Genomic DNA, 20,046 nt, shown 5'->3' with positions numbered 1-20,046 from the left:
AATGAGTACTCATTCACACAGAACCAGATCTCATTCGTAACCAACGAGTTGATTTTCTGTGCACAGAGGTTACATCAGGCGATGCTAAGTTTCGCTACTTTAAGCAGGGGAACCCCAAGGGTAGCATTGCTCACCCTACTTAACGCTCTTCCGTCTCTTTGGGGAGAGAAAATAAATGTAGTAGCGCGTCAACCGTAAAACGTTGGGTTCAAAAAATCTAGAAAATCCCAAACAATAAAAATAGTCTCTGATGATTCAACCCAACATTTTAGACTTGCCGCGCTAGTAGGTTGGGGAGCCACTCACGTGGGCGGGTTTCCCGACTTGAGTGAAGTGGCGTTTGAACGCAGTGAAACCCAACTAGATCAAGGTTTAAGGATGTTGGGTTTCGTTCCTCAACCCAACCTACGCCTAAATTTATAAAAGTGCTGAACAAAATAGCGAATTTTGGTCTTCATGTCATCTTCTATAATTGATAAAACCTGGACAACTAAATCTTAGGCATGAGACTGTGACAGAAGCAGGAAGTTACAAAGATACTGTAAATCTACCCAAAACGAACTTTGATATGCGGGCAAACGCACTCAAGCGTGAGCCAGAAATCCAAAAATTTTGGGAAGAAAATAAAATTTATGATCGCCTTTCGCAAAATAATCCCGGCGAATTATTTATACTGCACGATGGGCCTCCCTACGCTAATGGCTCACTTCATACTGGTCATGCCTTAAATAAAATTCTCAAAGATATTATTAACCGCTACCAACTGCTACAGGGGCGTAAGGTTCGTTATGTGCCGGGTTGGGACTGCCACGGCTTGCCGATTGAACTGAAAGTTTTGCAGAATATGAAGTCAGCAGAACGGCAAAATCTTACGCCTTTACAACTGCGGCAGAAAGCGAAAGAATTTGCCCTAGCAACAGTAGACGCTCAACGCCAAAGTTTTAAACGTTATGGTGTTTGGGGTGATTGGGATAATCCTTATCTGACTCTGAAGCCGGAATATGAAGCGGCGCAAATTGGCGTTTTCGGTCAGATGGTGTTGAAAGGCTACATCTATCGTGGCTTAAAGCCGGTTCACTGGAGTCCCAGTTCTAAAACCGCTTTGGCTGAGGCTGAGTTGGAATATCCAGAAGGTCATACTTCCCGCAGTATCTACGCGGCTTTCCCCATCACTAGTTTGGGGGAAGCAGCTAAACCAGTGCTGGGAGAATATTTACCAGATTTGGGTGTGGCTATCTGGACAACAACACCTTGGACAATTCCGGGTAACTTGGCAGTGGCAGTGAACGCAGACCTCAACTATGCTGTGGTGGAAGTGGAACCCCACCCCCCAACCCCCTCCCCGCAAGCAGGGAGGGGGAGTGAGGAATTACCTTCCCCCTCTCCGTTAACGGAGAGGGGGACTGAGGGGGTGAGGTTCCGCTACTTAATTGTGGCGGCTGATTTAGTTGAACGCCTATCTTCCACTTTGGAACTTGAGTTAACCGTAAAAACCACATTTAAAGGGAAAGAATTAGAACATATCACTTACCGTCATCCTTTATTTGACCGCGAAAGTCCGGTTGTTGTGGGTGGCGATTACATTACCACTGAATCCGGTACGGGGTTGGTACATACTGCGCCCGGTCACGGTCAAGAAGACTACATAGTTGGTCAGCGCTATGGTTTGCCTATCCTTGCACCAGTGGATGATAACGGTAACTTTACTCAAGAGGCAGGACAGTTTGCTGGGTTGAATGTGCTGGGTGATGGGAATCAGGCGGTGATTGATGCGTTGGCGGCGGCTGGTTCTCTGTTGAAGGAAGAACCCTATCAACACAAATATCCTTACGACTGGCGGACGAAGAAACCGACGATTTTCCGCGCGACTGAACAATGGTTCGCTTCAGTAGAAGGATTTAGAGAAGAAGCGCTAAAAGCGATCGCCTCGGTAAAATGGATTCCAGCCCAAGGTGAAAATCGCATCACGCCAATGGTGGCGGAACGTTCTGATTGGTGTATCTCCCGTCAGCGGGCTTGGGGTGTGCCAATTCCCGTTTTCTATGATGAAGAAACTGGTGAACCACTGCTGAATGAAGAAACCATCAACCACGTCCAAGCAATTATCGCCGAAAAAGGTTCTGATGCTTGGTGGGAATTGTCGGTAGAGGAATTGTTACCCGAACAATACCGCAATAATGGTCGGTCGTACCGTCGAGGTACTGACACAATGGATGTCTGGTTTGATTCTGGTTCATCTTGGGCTGCTGTTATCAAGCAGCGTCCAGAATTGCGCTACCCCGCAGATATGTATTTGGAAGGTTCAGACCAGCATCGCGGCTGGTTCCAGTCAAGTTTGCTCACCAGTGTAGCGGTGAATGGCATTGCACCTTACAAAACTGTGTTGACTCACGGCTTTGTTTTGGATGAACAAGGGCGGAAAATGAGTAAGTCACTGGGGAATGTAGTCGATCCTCAGGTGATGATTGTCGGCGGTAAAGACCAGAAAAAAGAACCCCCCTATGGTGCTGACGTGTTGCGGTTGTGGGTGTCGTCCGTAGATTACACCTCCGATGTGCGTATAGGTAACAACATCATCAAGCAGCTAAATGATGTTAGAGGTAAGATTCGCAATACAGCGCGGTTCTTGCTGGGTAGCTTGCATGACTTCGACCCCCAAAAAGATGCAGTAGCTTTTGAGGAATTGCCAGAACTCGACAAATATATGCTGCACCGCATGACTGAGGTGTTTGGTGAAGTAACAGAAGCCTTTGACAGTTTCCAATTCTTCCGCTTTTTCCAAACAGTGCAGAATTTCTGCGTTGTGGATTTATCCAACTTCTATTTAGATGCTGCTAAGGATAGACTCTACATCAGTACACCTGATGGTTTCCGCCGCCGCAGTTGTCAAACAGTGCTGAAAATAGCTTTAGAGAATTTAGCACGAGCGATCGCTCCTGTTTTATGTCACACTGCCGAAGACATTTGGCAACATCTCCCCTACAAAACACCTTACAAATCAGTGTTTGAAGCTGGTTGGGTGCAGATAGACCAGAAGTGGCATAATCCAGAAATAGCAGAATTCTGGCAACAAATCCGGCAACTGCGTACTGAAGTGAATAAGGTGCTAGAGCAGGCTAGGATAGAAAAATTGATTGGTTCTTCTCTAGAGGCAAAAGTACTGCTATATATCAATGATGAGCAGTTACGTTCTTCTGTAAAAGCACTGAATCCAGCTAAAGGTAACGGTATCGATGAACTCCGTTATCTGTTTATCACCTCCCAAGTCGAAGTATTGGATACTCCCGAAGCACTGCAAGGATTGAAGTACAACTTGCAGTCCGATACCTGGGGAATTGGTGTAGTTAATGCAGATGGCGAGAAGTGCGATCGCTGTTGGAACTACTCCATCCACGTGGGAGAATCAAAAGCACATCCCCTACTTTGCGAACGTTGTGTTGCAGCCTTAGCAGGGACGTTTTAAAAATTAGCCGTGAGTGAGGAGTGAAGAATATAACTCTTAACTCCTCACTCCTGACTCAGCAACGCCACTTGCTCTATGCCGGGGAACCCGTCCACCGCAGTGGCTCCTCAGCACTGACTATAGCTTTTGCAACAACTCTTGGGTTAACTGAAGGAATGCTTTAGAACCAGGTGATTGAGGACTCATTAAAACAGCTGGCATAAAACTATCAACAGCCTTAGCCACATTGACATCAATTGGGATTTGGTTCTTACAAATTTTATCTACACCAAAATCTTCAACAACTCGATGCATAACTTGTTTGTAGTATCTGCCCGTTAGGAGATTTGCACTCGACATACTGAAGACAATACCCAGCATTTTTATATTGATTTTTGTTTCATGTTCGTGGCTGTCTTTTAATTGCCCAATGCGTCTTTCCAACAATTGAATACCTACTACAGATAAAGGTTCTGGTTTAGCAGGTAAAATATAGAAATCGCTGCAAGCTAAAGCACTACGAGTTAAGAGATTATAGCCAGGGGCACAATCCAAAATGATAAAATCATACTCTTCGCGAACTGGCTTTAAGATGTTATTAATCAACACCCTTTCAAAGCGATTCCAAATATTTTCAAAGTCCTGTTCACCTAAAGCAACAGATTGTTGATGCAGCATTTCTGAAACAACAAACTCATCGTATAAATCGATATCTCCTGGCAATAAATCCAACCCTGGCAAATTACAAACCTGGGTGTGAACGATATCCTGAAGCGTCAGCTTGGGATTCGGTTCCGGAGTGATAACTTGGTCTATTAGATATCTAAATGTCTTTCTATTTTTCCTACGCTTGGCAAATTCTAAAGGCGACATTAGGCTAAGTGTCGCACTAATTTGACTATCTAAATCTAAAACCAGTACCCGCTTGCCATGATATTTAGCTAAACAAGTAGCTAAATTGACTGTAATGGTGGTTTTGCCGACACCACCTTTCATATTTGCAGTTGCAATTACATATCCCATTGGTTAAGTCCTTTGATGGCGCATCCCCATGTAGGTAGCGTACATCTCTCCTGATATATGGAAATGTTCGTTAAATTTAATATTTCTGGAATACACAAAGTGATTCCAGTAACATGACTGTGATTGAGGCAGTCAGAATTATATAGCAAGCCGACTTAAGTTGCAGAATCTTCGCAAATATTAAGTAAATACTTATAAGTTCACATTCGTCAGCCATGAGACGAGTTAAAACTTTCTTTAGGGTAAAAAACTTTTTTTACAGCTGGGACTTGCGTAAGAATAGTCTAATTTCGTAATTACCAGCGTAAAGCCTTCCGCATAGCTATCCTGTGGGTTCTCCGAAGGAGTACGCTTAGCGCTGACACTGTTCGAGTAGGGTAGGGAAACAATCACAAAGCTTTGTTTCTGCCTGCAATTGCCGTAAGCCCTAACAATCTAAAGCTAACTGTTGATAAATATAACTTATAAAATCCCAGTAATAGTCTGTTATTATTTGTTACATTTTATCAATGATTATTTTACTTAAAACTACTGAGTTGATGCCATAATCAAGCAGGTATGAGCATCTTTCCCATGATTGCAATTTTCTAGATGGAGTAAGAGATTGCCTTTTAATCCTGAACTGTGCCGCAATGAAAGCGAAGTTGAAAGTAAACTCATCGTTCAATATTTGTTACCACAGCTAGGGTATACTCCTGACACCTGGCATCAAGAAGTTATCCTTGGTAGCATCCGCTTGGATTTCTTAGCATTTGCAGCGCAAGTGGTTCCCTTTGTTTTAGATGCGAACTCGCCGCTGAGTGTCGTGATGGAGGCAAAGCATCCTAAACAGAACTTAAATAATCACGTTCCCAGACTCAGGCATTATTTAACAAGCTTAAACGTGCGCTATGGATTGCTAACTAATGGCAAGGAAATCAGAATTTATGAAAAATTACAATATGATCTTCAGCTAGTTTTTCAGTGTTCTGGTAAGGAAGTTGAGACAAAGATAGAAGAAATTAAAGATTTAATTGGTAGAGATAGTTTAACAAAAAAGGAAGTTCCACTTAATTTATTAATTGAAAATCCTAAAACTGAGAGGCAAAATTCAATGAAAACAATTGCTGTTTATCACAATAAAGGTGGAGTTGGTAAAACAACTGTTGCAGTTAACTTAGCAGCAGCCTTGAGAAAAAAAGGTAATACCGTACTTTTAATTGATATAGATTCTCAGGCGAATACAACTTTTGCTACGGGACTAATCAAGTTTCAATTTGATGAAGACGATGACTTAAGAGATAAAAATGTTTACCATTTACTAGAAGCTGGAGATTTCAATTTTATTCCCGATATTATTCGTAATTCCCACTATTTCAATAATCCTGAGCTTGACGTTGTACCTTCTCATATTACTTTGATTGAAAGTCAAGATAAACTTACTAAAATCTTGGCCAGTAGAAGTAGGCTAATTACCAAATTAAAACGTGTAGAAAAAGACTATGATATTGTAATTATTGATACTCCCCCTTCTAGAGATTTGTATGCTGAAGTAGCTCTGATGGCTGCTGATTATTTGATAATACCTTCAGATTTAAAACCATTTGCAAACCAAGGTTTACCTACTGTAAAAAACTTTGTTGCTCAAATTAATGAATCTAGAGAAGTTATGAATAAACCTTCTATAAAGATTATGGGAGTTCTTGCTTCTAAGATTTCAACTAATGCCAAGTTTTTACAATATACTTTTCCAAAACAGAGAGATGTAATTTTAGAACGTTATAATCTGCCTCTAATGGAAGCAGTTATTTATGATAGAACAGTACTTTCAGAATGTATGAATCAAACTATCACAATTGGCGAGTTAGAATATCCTGATCCAAAATCTGTAATTAAATATGCAGAAGAAGTGAAAACTAATGCTCAACAATCTGCTATGGAATTTGAAGTTTTAGCAGATGAAGTTCTAAAAAAAATGGAGGTTTATGAATAATGCAGTTTTACCTTGTTGATATAAAAGATATTACTTCTGATGTTCCTCGCTCAAATTTTGCGGAGTCCGATTTAGACAGTCTTGCAGACATAATTATAGAAACTGGAGGAATTATCAGACCATTAGTTGTGAAAGCAGTAAGTGCAGAAAGTTATACGGTAGTTGATGGACATTTTGAGTACTATGCTGCTGTTAGGGCAAAGGAAAAAAATCCTCGTAAAGGTGAAATGGTTAATGCCTTTGTGATCTCACCCAAAATAGAAAATTTAGTAGTTAAGCAAATCGCAGCTATTGAGGGGTTAGTTTCTACCGATAAACCATCAAAATCTGTACCTGAAAAAGTTAATCCAGACTCATCGCGCTTATCCAATTTGGAATTACGTCTTGAAAAGCAATTCAACGAGTTTAAATCAGAAATTATACAAGAGAGGCAGAGGATAGATGATAAGTTTAAACAAATTGAAAAACTTATCCCCCAAAAGAGTGAGCAGAGTAGTCCGCTCGATTTACTGAATACTTTGGATAAACACCAGCTATCTGAAAAGTTACAGCGCTCTAGAATTTCTGGAGCTGACAAACTTGCAAAGGTTATAGCAGATGCTCGTAATAAGCAGCCAAAGAAAGAATTTGAAGATTATCGCCATGTACTAAAATCTGTTAAAGGATTAGGAGAAAAATCAATTTTGACTATTATTGATGAGTGGTAAAGAAGTTAGCCAGTAGTGGCGTGGCAAGGCTAAAGTTGTGCATTAGATTTCTAATTGATAGGGCGCTAAAGCGCAACTACAAACATTTTTTATTGCAACATTTTAGCCTAGACAGTCCAGTAGGGTGCGTTATGGCGTTCCGCCTAAAGCACCGCCTATAAAATCAAAATGGTGCGTTAAGCAAGTAACACACCATTGTATTTTATGTGTAGTGGATAATTTATTTTTCGGTATTCCCTTATTTCCAACCTTCGCGCCTTTGCGCAAAACACTCTAACCCCGGACTTTTCGCAGTGCTTTAAACCCTTTACTACGCAACCTACTTGGTAACAGCGACAACCCTAACCCAGTCAAGGCTTTAGTATTGGAAAAAGACTTACCAGCTAAAACTAGTTCTCTACCAGTTTGCATTTCACCTTTTTCAATTAAACGCAAACCTAATATCAACTGAGCTTCAGTAAGCCGAGTTTTTCTGATTGTCTCTAATTTTTCAGACTCAAACTTATAACTTTCTAAATACCGAATCTTATCAAATAAATAAGGAATAGCTCGATTAATGCCTTGCTGTTCTTCATGGCAGCGATATTCCATCAATAATTCTGGCAGGTAATAGCCTTTTTTTCCAGCTAAAGCTAGCCGCACAAATAAATCATTATCTTCACAATTTTGCATATTGGGAAGCATAAATCCCAATTCTTGCAATGTCTGACGTCGAAATAATGTTGCGCCAACTTGAAAGCTTTGGTAAATAAAAACAACCTCTAGTAAATTCTCGACAACACCAGCAGATAATTTTTTCCTCCCCCAACGACTAGAGTTTTCCTGCGTTACCTTATCATTTCGGACATTATCAATATCGATGATCCAGTGGTCAGTGCCCACAAAATCTATGCTAGAGTCTTGCTCAAGAATGGCAACAGTACGTGCTAGAAAATCAGGCGTTAGTCGATCGTCGTCATCAAATTTTATAAAATATTTGCCACTAGCTGCATTAAAGCCAGAGCGCATATTATTACTTTTACCAATATTTTGCTGATGACGGATGTATTGAATACGGTTATCTGTGTACTGTGACATCAATTCAGGCGTACCATCGCTAGAACCGTCATCACAAATAATTAATTCAAAGTCCTGGTAACTCTGCTTGATTACGCTCTCAATAGCGTAAGGTAGTAGATTAACTCTATTAAAGGTAGGAATACAAACACTAATTTTAGCCACAATGATAATAAGTATTGTTTAATTAGAAGTAATTACACGAATCAATAAGTTTAGTCTATTTAATATGATTTGTATCTTAACACGCGAATGTAATATTTTACCCTAAGAATATCTCTCAACTGGAAAAACACTTAGTAAAGTCCATAAAATAATTTGTAACTCAGGATTGCTAACATACCTTGGTAAGTATATTTAATTAACAAGACTCATTAGATTTATATATTGCCATAAAATTTTCCGTATATACAACACTTTCAATGGTGATATACAGTAAATTCATCATATTGCTAGGCAATTGGGAATTAGCTTTTTATGATACTTAATTTACTAAAGTTTCACAAAAAATATCTAAGGGATATTCATGATGACAATTAACAATGATTGAGGTCATTGTATATATATATGATTGTTTTTCCTAGTGTTATTACAGACATCAGTTATATGAATATCCTAATGCTATCTTCTACGTTTCCCTATCCACCAACGCGGGGGGGAACCCAAGTCAGGACATTTAATTTACTCAAATATCTGAGTCAACGCCATAGTATTACTCTTGTAACTCAACGTGATGCTACTGTCACCGACGCAGAAATAGCAGGGTTAGAAGATTGTGTGGATCGTCTAGTGGTTTTTGAACGTCCCCCAGAACCAGGAACATCCGCAGGGATATTAAAGAAAGTTCAGCGCTTTAGCTCATTTTTGCAACAGGGAACACCGCCGAGTGTACTCAATCGCTACTCAACTGAAATGCAAGAGTGGATTGATAACGTTGTACAAGCAGGAAAATATGATGTTATTACCTGCGAACATAGCGTCAATGAGATTTACGTGCGATCGCATTTTCAAAAAGAGCTAAGAACTGTAGTCAATATTCATAGTTCTCTCTACGGTAGCTGTCATAACCAACTTGCAACTGGGATTTCCGAAAATACATTGAGAGATAAAATTAATCTGCCACTTTTACGTCGTTACGAGCAAAGCTACTGCTCTAAGTTTTCCGCCCTTGTGGTGACTACAGAAGAAGACAAAATTCAATTGCAAGAATTTAACCCGAATAGTGAAATTACAGTTATTCCTAATGGGGTTGATTTAGTTTCCTTTCCTTATAGAACCGCCGATCCAGGAGGACATCGCTTAATTTTTATCGGTGCAATGGATAATTTAGCAAATATTGATGCGGTATGCTTCTTCAGCCAAGAAGTATTACCAGAAATCCAGAAACATTACCCCGATACAACTTTTGAGATTGTTGGTGCTCATCCTACACCAGAGGTTTTAGCACTGAAAAAACAACCAGGAATTACCGTGACTGGGCGTGTACCCTCAATGGTGGAATATTTACATAAATCAACCGTCTGCATCGTGCCAATGCGGACGGGTTTTGGGATTAAAAATAAAACTTTAGAAGCAATGGCAGCTGGGGTGCCAATAGTAGCAAGCGATCGCGGTTTAGAAGGACTAGCGGTAGATGGTGCTGGTACACCCCTACGAGCGCTAAGAGCAAATGTACCAGCCGAGTATATCACTGCTATTATTCAACTATTCGATCATCCGCAACTACGATATAAATTGTCTTACTCTGGCAGACAACTGGTAGAAACAGAATTTACCTGGGAGATTGCTGGTCAACACTATGAGCAAGTATGTTGTGGGTAGCGCTCATAAGGACAAGATGAAGTGTGAAGTATAAACTTTGAACCTTCATTATTCATCATTTTTTACTTGCTCATTCATAATCTAATTACTGTTGCATCGAAGGTACAGCAAAAATTCGGCTCGATATTGGAACACGTAAATTAGAAGTTTTAGCTGTTGTACTTACAGTAGCAGTGGTAGAGGAAGTATTAGAATTTTCAGACAAGATATCTGCTTTGTTATTTGTAGAACTCTTCAAATCACTTGGTTGAGATGGCACGATTTTATCTATGCCAGTAGCTAGCTCTGAAGATATAGGGCTAATATTCTGACCATTGCTGTTATTTGATTCTGGCTGGCTTTGTGCTTGACATGGAGTTAAAATGAAAGCAGAAGTTGAGGCTAAAAGTAGGGCTATCAGGTTTTGGCAAGATTGATGCATTTGTTTAAATGACGCGATAAAAAATTAAGCATTGAAAAGGTAGAGTCACACTTCCTAGAAGACTCAACTTATTTGGACAGCAATTTTAACTTGATAAAAATACATACGAAAATGGCAGGATGATGTCATTCCTGATTTTCATGTTTTTTAGTTATTGTTTTAACTTGACAATTGCTGCGCTCAAAAATAAAAAATGAGGTTAGACCTCTAAAATTCATTAACAACTAGGCTATAAAGCAGTAATTACTAAGTTGTTAACTGAAGAGTAACTTTGTAAATGAAAACACCCCTTGAGCAGATATAGTGTTTTGTCAGTTAGGCTAGTGCAACTGTCAACAATATACTTGTATAATCAATCTTTACAAAAGAGAAATTTTACTGATTTTTTTATTTTTAAGTATTTAGTTAGAATGACCAAGAAATTTATATATTTAATGAAGTAAATAATAAATATATAAGTTTTTGAATAAGGGATTTTCCAACAAGTGTTGGAAAAATCTGATTTGCTACCATATAAACGAATTTTGCTGATGCTGACTAAAGTAGAAAAGGCAAAAAGATAGATGTAAAACTTTATATGTCAATCTTGAATTATTTATAAAATATTCAGTATTTTTGCCGCTTTGGCTTTATTAAAATTATGGTTTATTACTAATCTAAATTAGATATTTAAAAATCGGGAAGCAGATGTTTCTAAACAAGTGTAAAGAGTAGAAATGCGTTAAGCGCATGATTGGTAGTATAGTTCATATAATCTTAAAATACCTCAGCACACCTGATTTTAGACCTTGATAATCGTGTACAATCAGCCTCTAAGATGTTGCCAACAAGGTAATGCTAACTCTAAACGAAATGCCCTAGGTAGTACTTCACTAAATACTTGAGTTTTTTATTCATATATTTAGAGTGGGTGGTCAATAGCGATCGCATTTATCAAATCTGGAGATTATTCGTACTCGTCACGGATAATGGTCAGACCTAAAGCTTTATAAGCCGACAGCATTTGGTTAGATACTGTCGGTGCAGTTACAAGATAAGTTAGTGCATGAATCGATTCCACTACATAGGGAGCAGCTGTGTCTAATTTTTCTGTTGTCACTAATCCTACTACCTCAGCCGATCCAGCAATCATCGCTTGTTTAACATGAGCTTCATCCAAATTCGGTACACTAATCCCCACCTCCGGATGCAAGCTGCACACCCCTAACATGCACAAATCTGCACGAATCATCCGTAATGACTCAATTGTGACAGTACCCACATTCACTAAGGCTTTTTTATAGAGTTTGCCACCTAACATCACAACTTCTATATGGGGATGTTCGGCTAATGCGATCGCAATTGGCGGACTATTTGTTACGACTGTGGCTTGCAAATCCAGAGGTAAATGACGGGTTACTTGTAGAGTTGTCGTTCCTCCATCTAAAATTACCACCTGTCCTGGACAGACTAATTTTGCGGCTGCGCGCGCGATCGCTTCCTTTTCTTTTGGCGCTTGCTTTTGGCGATCGGCATAACTCGCGGTAGCTGGCGAAGTCAGCAGTGCGCCACCATGCACGCGTTGCAATAGTCCTGCTTCTGCTAATTCTCGCAAGTCCCGACGAATCGTATCCTCAGAAACCTTAAGCACAGCACTGAGTTCCGTTGACAGTACCTTTTTATCACGACGCAGAATTTCCAAGATGAATTGTCGGCGCTCCGCAGTTAACATAATTATTTTTCCTGAAATTGCGTTTTTGGTCTTGAAACTGCACGTTTGTGAGTTTATACTTATTACATCAGATTCAATTTAGTAGATTACAAGAACTAGACCTAATCCCCAACCTTTTACTTACAAGGAAAACGGATCAATTAGCCTATCTATTTTCTGGTCAATTCACTTAAAAATAGCGGTAATGTGCAGTTTTTTGTACGTTTATCCGTAACTTCAATTAAATTCAAGCACATTCAGGCACAGTTAAATGTATTAATTTTGGCACTTGCGCGCGTGTCAACTTAAGCCACATGGTTCAATAATGATTCCTAGTGGGCTGCTTTTGCTTGGGAAACGATTGGATATTTATTTTTCGTGATTTGCTCATGCGGTTGGTCTGTCCAAATTAGTCCCTATTTCAGAAATACGCCATGACTATTGCTAAAACCCAATTTCCTATTGATCTCGGTGCTTATAAATATTTGGCATTGAATCCAGCAAATGCCACACTGACGGCGGAACAGCGACAAACACTAAAAGCAAACATTCAACTCTGCCGGGATGCGATCGTCTTTTTTACAGCGACAGGTGCGGCTAGAGGAGTGGGTGGTCATACTGGCGGGCCATACGATACAGTTCCAGAGGTGTTGATCCTTGATGCTTTTTTCCGAGGCGCATCAGAGCAATTTGTACCGATTTTCTTTGATGAAGCCGGACATCGGGTTGCAACCCAGTATTTGATGGCAACGCTGCACGGTGACTTACCAGCCGAGCAACTCCTACGCTATCGGGAGGCAAATTCCCATTTACCAGGACATCCAGAATTAGGACTGACTCCAGGTGTGAAATTTAGTTCTGGACGACTGGGACATGTATGGCCCTACGTCAATGGTGTAGCAATAGCTAATCCTGGCAAGGTGGTTTTCTGTCTCGGTTCTGATGGTTCCCAGCAAGAAGGTAACGATGCGGAAGCTGCCCGTTTAGCTATTGCCCAGCATCTCAACGTCAAGCTGATTATTGATGATAATGATGTAACAATCGCCGGGCATCCTTCTAAATATTTACCTGGTTTTACTGTCGCCAAAACCCTAGAGGGTCACGGGTTGAAGGTGCTGCAAGGAGACGGGGAAGATTTGGATGATTTATACCGCCGCCTTTGCGAAGCCGTGAATACACCCGGAGCGATCGCTGTGATCAACAAACGCCCCATGTGTCCTGGTATTGAAGGCTTAGAAGGCTCAACTCACGGTCATGATGTAATTTCCGTAGATTTGGCAATTAAATATCTCGAATCTCGCGGACAAACTGCGGCTGTTGAATACCTGAAGAGCATCCAGAAACCCAAGCAAACCTATACATTTCTGGGTTCCAGCGACAAATGGGGAGCTAACCGCAATGTGTTTGGTGAAGCTGTTGTAGGTGTCCTCAGTCGCATGAGTGAAACAGAACGCAAAGAAAAAGTCTTGGTGATTGATAGCGATTTAGAAGGCTCCTGCGGTCTGAAGAAAATCCATGATACATACCCCGAAGTCTTTATTCCCTCTGGCATTATGGAACGGGGTAACTTCTCGGCTGCGGCTGGATTTGGGATGACCCAAGGCAAGCAAGGTATTTTTGCCACCTTCAGCGCCTTTTTAGAAATGTGCATCTCCGAAATCACAATGGCGCGGTTGAACAAATCCAACGTTCTGTGTCACTTTTCTCACGCAGGTATTGATGACATGGCAGATAACACCTGTCATTTCGGTTTAAATAATATGTTTGCCGATAATGGCTTGGATGATGGCTATGAAACAAGGCTGTACTTCCCCGCAGATGTCAACCAAATGACAGCCTGTGTAGAAACTGTGTTCTCTGAACCTGGATTGCGGTTTATTTTCTCCACCCGTTCCAAGGTGCCTAATATTTTGGATAGTAACGGTAATGACTTCTTTGGCAATGGTTACAAATTTGTCCCTGGTAAAGATGAAGTTATCCGCGAAGGAACACAAGGCTACATCGTGAGTTTTGGTGATGCTTTATACCGTTCTCTTGATGCTGTAGAACGTCTGAAGCAGGAAGGATTAGATGTAGGTTTGATTAACAAGCCGACTTTGAATGTAGTTGATGAAGAAGCGATCGCCAAAATCGGGAAAGCACCTTTTGTTCTGGTTGTAGAAGCCTTCAACCGCCGGACTGGCCTAGGTAGCCGTTTCGGTTCTTGGTTGTTAGAGCGCGGATTAACTCCTAAATATGCTCATCTTGGCACTCATCAGGAAGGTTGTGGTGGTCTATGGGAACAGTACCCACATCAAGGAATCGATCCAGTAAGCATTATCAACAAGGTAAAGGAGCTAGTCGGACCAAAGTAATCGTTGGGTTGAATCACACTTAACTTAAGCGATCGCGATATCACAGAGCATAAGCTAAGAAAGTCTCCAAGTCCTGACTATAAAAAGATAACAGACTTGGAGATCTGACTGAATTTGCATTTGAGAGCAAGTGCAGACATGTCTATCGAGTGATCAAAGGAAAAGCAGGAGTGAGATAACTAAAGACTGTCTTCAACAACTGCATCCACATTTGCTCTAAAAGCACGCAAGAATCAGGATTTGGAAATCGGATGTTAGAGCGATCGCTATTTGGAGAAAATCTAATTAATAACAAGGCTTCTAGCCTGCGGGAGGTCTAAAAATATTGAGTCTGGCAGCAAAATTAAATTAGTGTAGCAGAGGAAGATAAGACGCTCATGTACCTATTGATAGAAAACCTGCTCTTTTTTATAGTAGCTACATTTTTTACTGTGGTTGTGGGCTGGCTATGGAGGAATGCCAATCCTATGATTTTACCTAAACCACTGCTAGGGTGGTATAAAATTTGGTTTTCTACAGTGCAAATTGGTGGAATTGTTCTACCCCTAATAGTAATGCTGTTGTGGGGTGTGGTATGGAGCTACAGCAGTGTATTAACTGTATTGCTTTGGTATTTTATTATGCTAGGGTTACAAATTCTCTTTGAAAGCATAACACTAAGGCAGTTTCAATCAGTCACTTGGGTAATGGTTCCTTACTTATACTTGCCTTATCGCATCTGGCAGCTTTATGAAGGCTTGACACTCGTGGGTTCGGAACCTGAACTGATCTGGGTACGAAATTTATTGCTGTTAGAAATTGTGCTCTGGACAGCCAACTATGCTTTAGATGTGTCCCAGTTGCCAAGATTGTTTAATTGGCCCATCAAAGATAATTCTGAGGTTAATATTAACGCCGAAGCTGAAATTGATTGATATACCAATTCACCGTAACTCAGCTACAGTTCAAAGGAACTAGGTATTAGTGGTTAGAAAGGAAATAAGAAACAATAACTAATGCCCATTCTCCAGTTCAAGTAAAATAGAAATATCCGCAATGGCTAGCCAAAACCTTAAAAGCCATGTCAGAAACTCTAGCTGCACCCGATGTCAAATTTCCGCCAACCCAAGCGGAGCTACCATATGATGACGGTATCCCAATGGAAAGCCAACGACATAAAATGCAAATGGAATTGTTAATTGATGTCGTAGAGACTTGGCTGGAACAACGGGAGGATGGATATACAAGTGGCAATATGTTTGTCTACTTCAGCTTGGCACAGTTAAAAAACCAAGATTTCAGAGGCCCAGATTTTTTTGCTGTATTGGGAGTCCCCAAGGGAGAACGTCGCAGTTGGGTTGTTTGGGAAGAAGGTAAAGGCCCGGACGTAGTGATTGAATTGCTCTCTCCAGCTACCGCAGCCACAGATAAAGATGAGAAAAAGCTAATTTATCAAAATCAGATGCGTGTCCCAGAATATTTCTGGTTTGATCCCTTCAATCCTGATGATTGGGCTGGTTTTTCTCTTGGTAGTGGAGTATATCAACCAATAGTAGCTAATGCAGAGAATAAATTGGTGAGTCAAGCATTAGGATTAGCATTACTACGTTGGCAAGGTACTTACAAAGGCGTGAATACAACTTGGTTGCGTTGGGCAACTTTGGATGGGGAGTTATTACCAACAGCAGAGGAAAAGGCACGCCAATGGGCTGAACAGGAACGCCAACGGGCTGAACAGGAAACTCAACGGGCTGAACAGGAACGCCAACGAGCTGAACAGGAACGCCAACGAGCTGAACGGGCTGAATTGCAGTTGCAGCAAACAGCAAGAAATTTACTGCGATCAGGTATGACAGCAGCACAGGTAGCTAAGATCACGGGTTTATCTGAATCGGAAATAGAGGAACTGAGTATTTAGGCGTAGCCCGCCGTAGACATCGCTACCAGCAACTAAATTGATAGCTAATTGCGATCGAAGCAGCTTGCCGATTCAAGCTTATTCTTGTAATTTGAGCATCTGGTTCCAGGAATGTTTGCAAAGTTTTGGCGTAAGCGGACTCACCAGCCTGCATCAATTGTATTGCATTTTACTAAGTATTTATCTCTCAAAGTTAAGCTGAACAGGAATTCGGGAAAGCTAAAAATATGTCTTTCCTACATAAATTTCAAAGATATGCCAGCGATTAAACACTTTGACCATACCACGGAAGCATTACTTGACCTGTTGCGAAGCACAAAGGAGGGAAAAACACAGCTACCAGATTTCCAGCGTCCTTGGGTTTGGAATGATGAGCAGATACGTAGCATATTAGCTAGCATTTCGCTCTCCTATCCAGTTGGAGTTGTGATGATGCTACAAACTGGTAATCCTGATGTGCGGTTTGAGGCTCGTCCAATTGAAGGTGCGATCCTGAGTAAGCCTACAGAACCAGAAAGGATGATTTTAGATGGACAGCAGCGATTAACTTCACTGTTTCAAGCTTTGCTATCACCAAAGCCTGTAATCACAAAGGATGCGCGAGGCAAAGAGATTAAACGCTGGTATTACATTAATATTACCAAGGCGCTCGCTCCAAATGTTGAGCGTCAGGATGCGATTGTTAGTTTGCCAGAAGACAAAATTATTCGCAATTTTAGCAGTGAGATTTTAGCAGACTACTCAACACTTGAAGCAGAGTACAAAAACGATCTATTCCCAGTTACACAAATTTTTGATTATTCTAATTGGATGCATAATTATAATGAATTTTGGGATTTTCAGAAGGAGAAAATTAAATTATTTAGTCAATTTACTCTGGAAATAATTAAGCCATTTGAACAATATTTAGTACCAGTCATTTTGCTGCGTAAGGAAACACCAAGGGAAGCAGTTTGTCAAGTTTTTGAAAAAGTAAATACTGGTGGTGTTTCGCTGACGGTTTTTGAGTTACTGACAGCAACATTTGCTGCCGATAAGTTTCAACTGCGACAAGATTGGGCAATTCGTGAAAAACAACTGAAGAAATTTCCAATATTAGGGAATATTTACAGTACTGATTTTTTGCAAGCAGTAACTTTGGGTGCAACTTATGAACGAGGCGCTAGTATTGGTTGTACTCGTAAAGATATTTTGGATTTGAAACTCGAAGAATATAAAAAATGGGCTGAGAAAGTCACTCAAGGATTTGAAAAAGCCGCTATATTACTGCATACACAAAAAATATTTTCTGCTAGAGATTTACCCTACCAATCTCAAGTTACAGCACTTGCAGCTATTTTTGCAGTATTAGGCGATCACAGCGACACACATCTAATACGTGAGAAATTGGTCCGTTGGTATTGGTGCGGAGTCTTTGGTGAACTTTATAGCAGTGCGATTGAAGGGCGCATAGCTAAAGATTTGAGGCAAGTTGTAAAATGGATCGAATCTAGCGATTCTGAACCTGACACCATCACAGATGCTAACTTTGCTCCAAATAGACTAGTAAGACTTTACACACGCCGCAGTGCTGCTTATAAAGGTTTGTCTGCTTTGTTATTACGAGATGAAGGATGCGATTTTTTTACAGGTGTTGAGATTGACACTTTGAAGTACTTTGATGAATCTATTGATATTCATCATATTTTTCCTCGAAGTTGGTGTGAAAAGAACGGCATTAAACCCGAAAATTACGATAGTGCTGTCAACAAAACTCCTCTATCATCTAGAACTAACAAAATTATTGGTGGTAATGCACCTAGTGTTTATTTATCTTGTCTTCAAGACAAAGCTGGTATATCTAAGGAACGAATGGATGAAATTTTGCGATCGCATGTTATAGATCCAATAGTTCTACGAGTAGATAATTTTGAGGCTTTCTTCCAAGCTAGACAAAAAGCTTTGGTTAATCGCATCGAAAAAGCGATGGGTAAATCTCTTGTATTGGATTCTCATCCGTTAGAAGATGTAGACAAATCTGAGTATGAGGAAGAATGACCTTTGGGGAGAATATAGACCAAGAAAAAAGATTAGTCTATTTTAAATACTTTTGTAACAGCCCAATAAATACCTCTGGCATTTCTAGATGAGGTAATATTCCTGTATCAGCGATCGCATAAAAATCTCGAATCACCCTTGGATTTAAATTTGCTAACCTTCTCCCCAATTTGATGCTAGTAAATTGTGCTTTTTCTCCCCAAAAAAACACAGTTGGAATTTTGAGTTGCTGAAGATATAAACTCAAGTCAAAGTAAAGGTCGCCCCGCAAAAATGCTAAGGCTGCAAACTTGGCATTAGGCTGTTGTGCAGAAGTTAAATAAGCTTGCACCATTTCTCTTGAGACTCGTTCTGGTTTAGCAAACAGAAAACTTTGGAGAAAGTTGCGCACTGCAAATTCATTTTCTGCACCAAGGGCATAAATTAAATTATCCAACAATGGTGTATTGATCAGTGACAGGGGCAACCTACGTCCAGAACCTTGCCCAAAATCATCAAAACCAGAGGGAGAGACTAGAAACAATGCGTCAAATAAATCTGGTTGGGTAATAGCCAAACGAATAGTGAAAGCCGCTGTCAAGGATGAGGCGACAACTGTCACAGGTTGGCGACAAGTCTTGATAATAAATTCCGCGATCGCACTCAGATAATCCCTAATTTGATAATCCCAGACTGGATGAGCAGATTCTCCCCAACCAATTAAGTCTGGGGCTAATATGCGGTAACTAGAAGCAAATGCTGGATAAACTTTAGACCATTCGTATGCAGATGCACCGCCTCCAAAGTTGTGCAGAAACACTAAAGTGGGTAAATCTTCAGTGTCAGCAATCGACCAGGGTGCAGTCGTTTGGGTATAGTAAACCATTGCTCCCAATGAGGTATTGATGACTTTGTGCCCAAAGCCAGGAGGTTGAAACTGAAGCATAAAATTATGTGTGCGGTATCAAGTTATAAATTACAAAGGACGAAATTCTAGGCTTTATCTCCTGTAATCTGAACAAGTTGCTGGAGGTTATCACCACTGATGTGATAAGCTGCTCCAAAACCAACTATAAAACGGCCTTCACTCGGAGTTAACTGGAAAATCCGAAAGTCAGATAAACCGCGTAAAACTTCGACAATTTCACCAAAACGTTCTTGAAATTGCTCAACAATTTTATTCCATTGGTCAGTTTCCCGTTCTATCACAGTAGCCGTACAATCAAAACTTAACCGGCGACGAGCAAAAATTTGATTAGTCTGAGCTTCATTCTCAATAAATAAGACACAAACATGAGGATTGGCATAGATATTTTTGGTATGAGTGGAAAGACCGCTGACGTAGATATAAATATTTTGGGAATTATCCATCACAAAGGGAGCATAACTAGCGTTGGGTATTCCCTGGGCGTTAACGGTGCTAATAATTACACTCTGAAATTGTTCAGTAAACTTTTCGTACTCAGCTTGAACTTTTTCCAGTTGGCTCATAAGGAAATTACCGTTGGATGAGTAACAATTCATTCAGTATCCTAACGTTCTTCAGCGCTAGGAAGAAATGCATGAAGATTTGGCTTAATTGTAGCTATATCCCAAAACAGTGAGAACACAGGCTGTAGCAAGACTTTAATACTAAGTGATAGCAAC

At 40.4% G+C, this 20,046-nt stretch carries 15 protein-coding genes; 8 read left to right on the top strand and 7 right to left on the bottom strand.

Going from position 1 to position 20,046, the window contains the following annotated elements; all coding sequences use genetic code 11:
* The first annotated feature begins 511 nt into the window (after window positions 1-511).
* On the top strand, window positions 512-3,463 hold the full coding sequence (gene ileS / locus BV375_RS32180) for an isoleucine--tRNA ligase (protein WP_086768117.1): 2,952 nt from the start codon (window positions 512-514) through the stop codon (window positions 3,461-3,463).
* Window positions 3,464-3,580: 117 nt separating this feature from the next.
* On the opposite strand, the gene BV375_RS32175 is transcribed toward ileS, so the two are convergent.
* Window positions 3,581-4,465, bottom strand: a complete 885-nt coding sequence (locus BV375_RS32175) for a ParA family protein (protein WP_086768115.1) — start codon at window positions 4,463-4,465, stop codon at window positions 3,581-3,583.
* Window positions 4,466-5,069: 604 nt separating this feature from the next.
* Between BV375_RS32175 and BV375_RS32170 the strand changes: the two genes are divergently transcribed.
* The gene (locus BV375_RS32170) at window positions 5,070-6,437 is read left to right on the top strand and encodes an AAA family ATPase (protein ID WP_086768113.1); all 1,368 of its coding nucleotides are present in this window, start codon (window positions 5,070-5,072) and stop codon (window positions 6,435-6,437) included.
* Complete coding sequence (locus BV375_RS32165; protein ID WP_243714118.1) at window positions 6,437-7,144, top strand: ParB/Srx family N-terminal domain-containing protein; 708 nt, start codon at window positions 6,437-6,439, stop codon at window positions 7,142-7,144. Before BV375_RS32170 ends, BV375_RS32165 begins: the two co-directional genes overlap by 1 nt.
* A gap of 273 nt (window positions 7,145-7,417) precedes the next feature.
* Here the strand turns inward: BV375_RS32165 and BV375_RS32160 are convergent, their stop codons facing one another.
* A complete protein-coding gene (locus BV375_RS32160) occupies window positions 7,418-8,365 on the bottom strand; it encodes a glycosyltransferase family 2 protein (RefSeq protein ID WP_086768109.1) in 948 nt (315 codons plus the stop codon).
* Window positions 8,366-8,806: 441 nt separating this feature from the next.
* On the opposite strand from BV375_RS32160, the gene BV375_RS32155 reads away from it, so the two are divergent.
* Window positions 8,807-10,021 carry a glycosyltransferase family 4 protein gene (locus BV375_RS32155; protein WP_086768155.1) on the top strand — a complete coding sequence of 405 codons (1,215 nt, stop codon included), beginning with the start codon at window positions 8,807-8,809 and terminating at the stop codon, window positions 10,019-10,021.
* Between the two features lie 85 nt (window positions 10,022-10,106).
* On the opposite strand, the gene BV375_RS32150 is transcribed toward BV375_RS32155, so the two are convergent.
* Window positions 10,107-10,442, bottom strand: a complete 336-nt coding sequence (locus BV375_RS32150; protein ID WP_086768107.1) for a hypothetical protein — start codon at window positions 10,440-10,442, stop codon at window positions 10,107-10,109.
* Between the two features lie 946 nt (window positions 10,443-11,388).
* Complete coding sequence (locus BV375_RS32145) at window positions 11,389-12,153, bottom strand: DeoR/GlpR family DNA-binding transcription regulator (protein WP_086768105.1); 765 nt, start codon at window positions 12,151-12,153, stop codon at window positions 11,389-11,391.
* 413 nt (window positions 12,154-12,566) lie between these two features.
* On the opposite strand from BV375_RS32145, the gene BV375_RS32140 reads away from it, so the two are divergent.
* From BV375_RS32140 to BV375_RS32130, 3 genes are all read left to right on the top strand, one after another.
* Entirely contained in the window at window positions 12,567-14,486 is a 1,920-nt protein-coding gene (locus BV375_RS32140) for a transketolase C-terminal domain-containing protein (protein ID WP_086768103.1), read from the top strand.
* A gap of 467 nt (window positions 14,487-14,953) precedes the next feature.
* Window positions 14,954-15,400, top strand: a complete 447-nt coding sequence (locus BV375_RS32135; protein ID WP_347812729.1) for a hypothetical protein — start codon at window positions 14,954-14,956, stop codon at window positions 15,398-15,400.
* A gap of 146 nt (window positions 15,401-15,546) precedes the next feature.
* Entirely contained in the window at window positions 15,547-16,383 is an 837-nt protein-coding gene (locus BV375_RS32130) for a Uma2 family endonuclease (RefSeq protein ID WP_086768099.1), read from the top strand.
* 22 nt (window positions 16,384-16,405) lie between these two features.
* Here BV375_RS32130 and BV375_RS38945 read toward each other — a convergent pair whose 3' ends face one another.
* Complete coding sequence (locus BV375_RS38945) at window positions 16,406-16,537, bottom strand: hypothetical protein (protein ID WP_279432987.1); 132 nt, start codon at window positions 16,535-16,537, stop codon at window positions 16,406-16,408.
* Window positions 16,538-16,638: 101 nt separating this feature from the next.
* Between BV375_RS38945 and BV375_RS32125 the strand changes: the two genes are divergently transcribed.
* Window positions 16,639-18,420, top strand: a complete 1,782-nt coding sequence (locus BV375_RS32125) for a DUF262 domain-containing protein (protein WP_086768095.1) — start codon at window positions 16,639-16,641, stop codon at window positions 18,418-18,420.
* 37 nt (window positions 18,421-18,457) lie between these two features.
* Here the strand turns inward: BV375_RS32125 and BV375_RS32120 are convergent, their stop codons facing one another.
* Both BV375_RS32120 and BV375_RS32115 read right to left on the bottom strand, forming a co-directional pair.
* Window positions 18,458-19,345 (bottom strand): alpha/beta hydrolase, encoded by an 888-nt coding sequence (locus BV375_RS32120; protein ID WP_086768093.1) that lies wholly within the window; start codon window positions 19,343-19,345, stop codon window positions 18,458-18,460.
* Between the two features lie 47 nt (window positions 19,346-19,392).
* On the bottom strand, window positions 19,393-19,890 hold the full coding sequence (locus tag BV375_RS32115; protein ID WP_086768091.1) for a pyridoxamine 5'-phosphate oxidase family protein: 498 nt from the start codon (window positions 19,888-19,890) through the stop codon (window positions 19,393-19,395).
* Between the last annotated feature and the right edge of the window lie 156 nt (window positions 19,891-20,046).

Origin of the sequence: Nostoc sp. 106C, assembly GCF_002154725.1 — a bacterium.
In the GTDB taxonomy this organism is placed as follows: Bacteria; Cyanobacteriota; Cyanobacteriia; order Cyanobacteriales; family Nostocaceae; genus Aulosira.
This window is presented reverse-complemented; position numbering and strand designations above follow the sequence as displayed.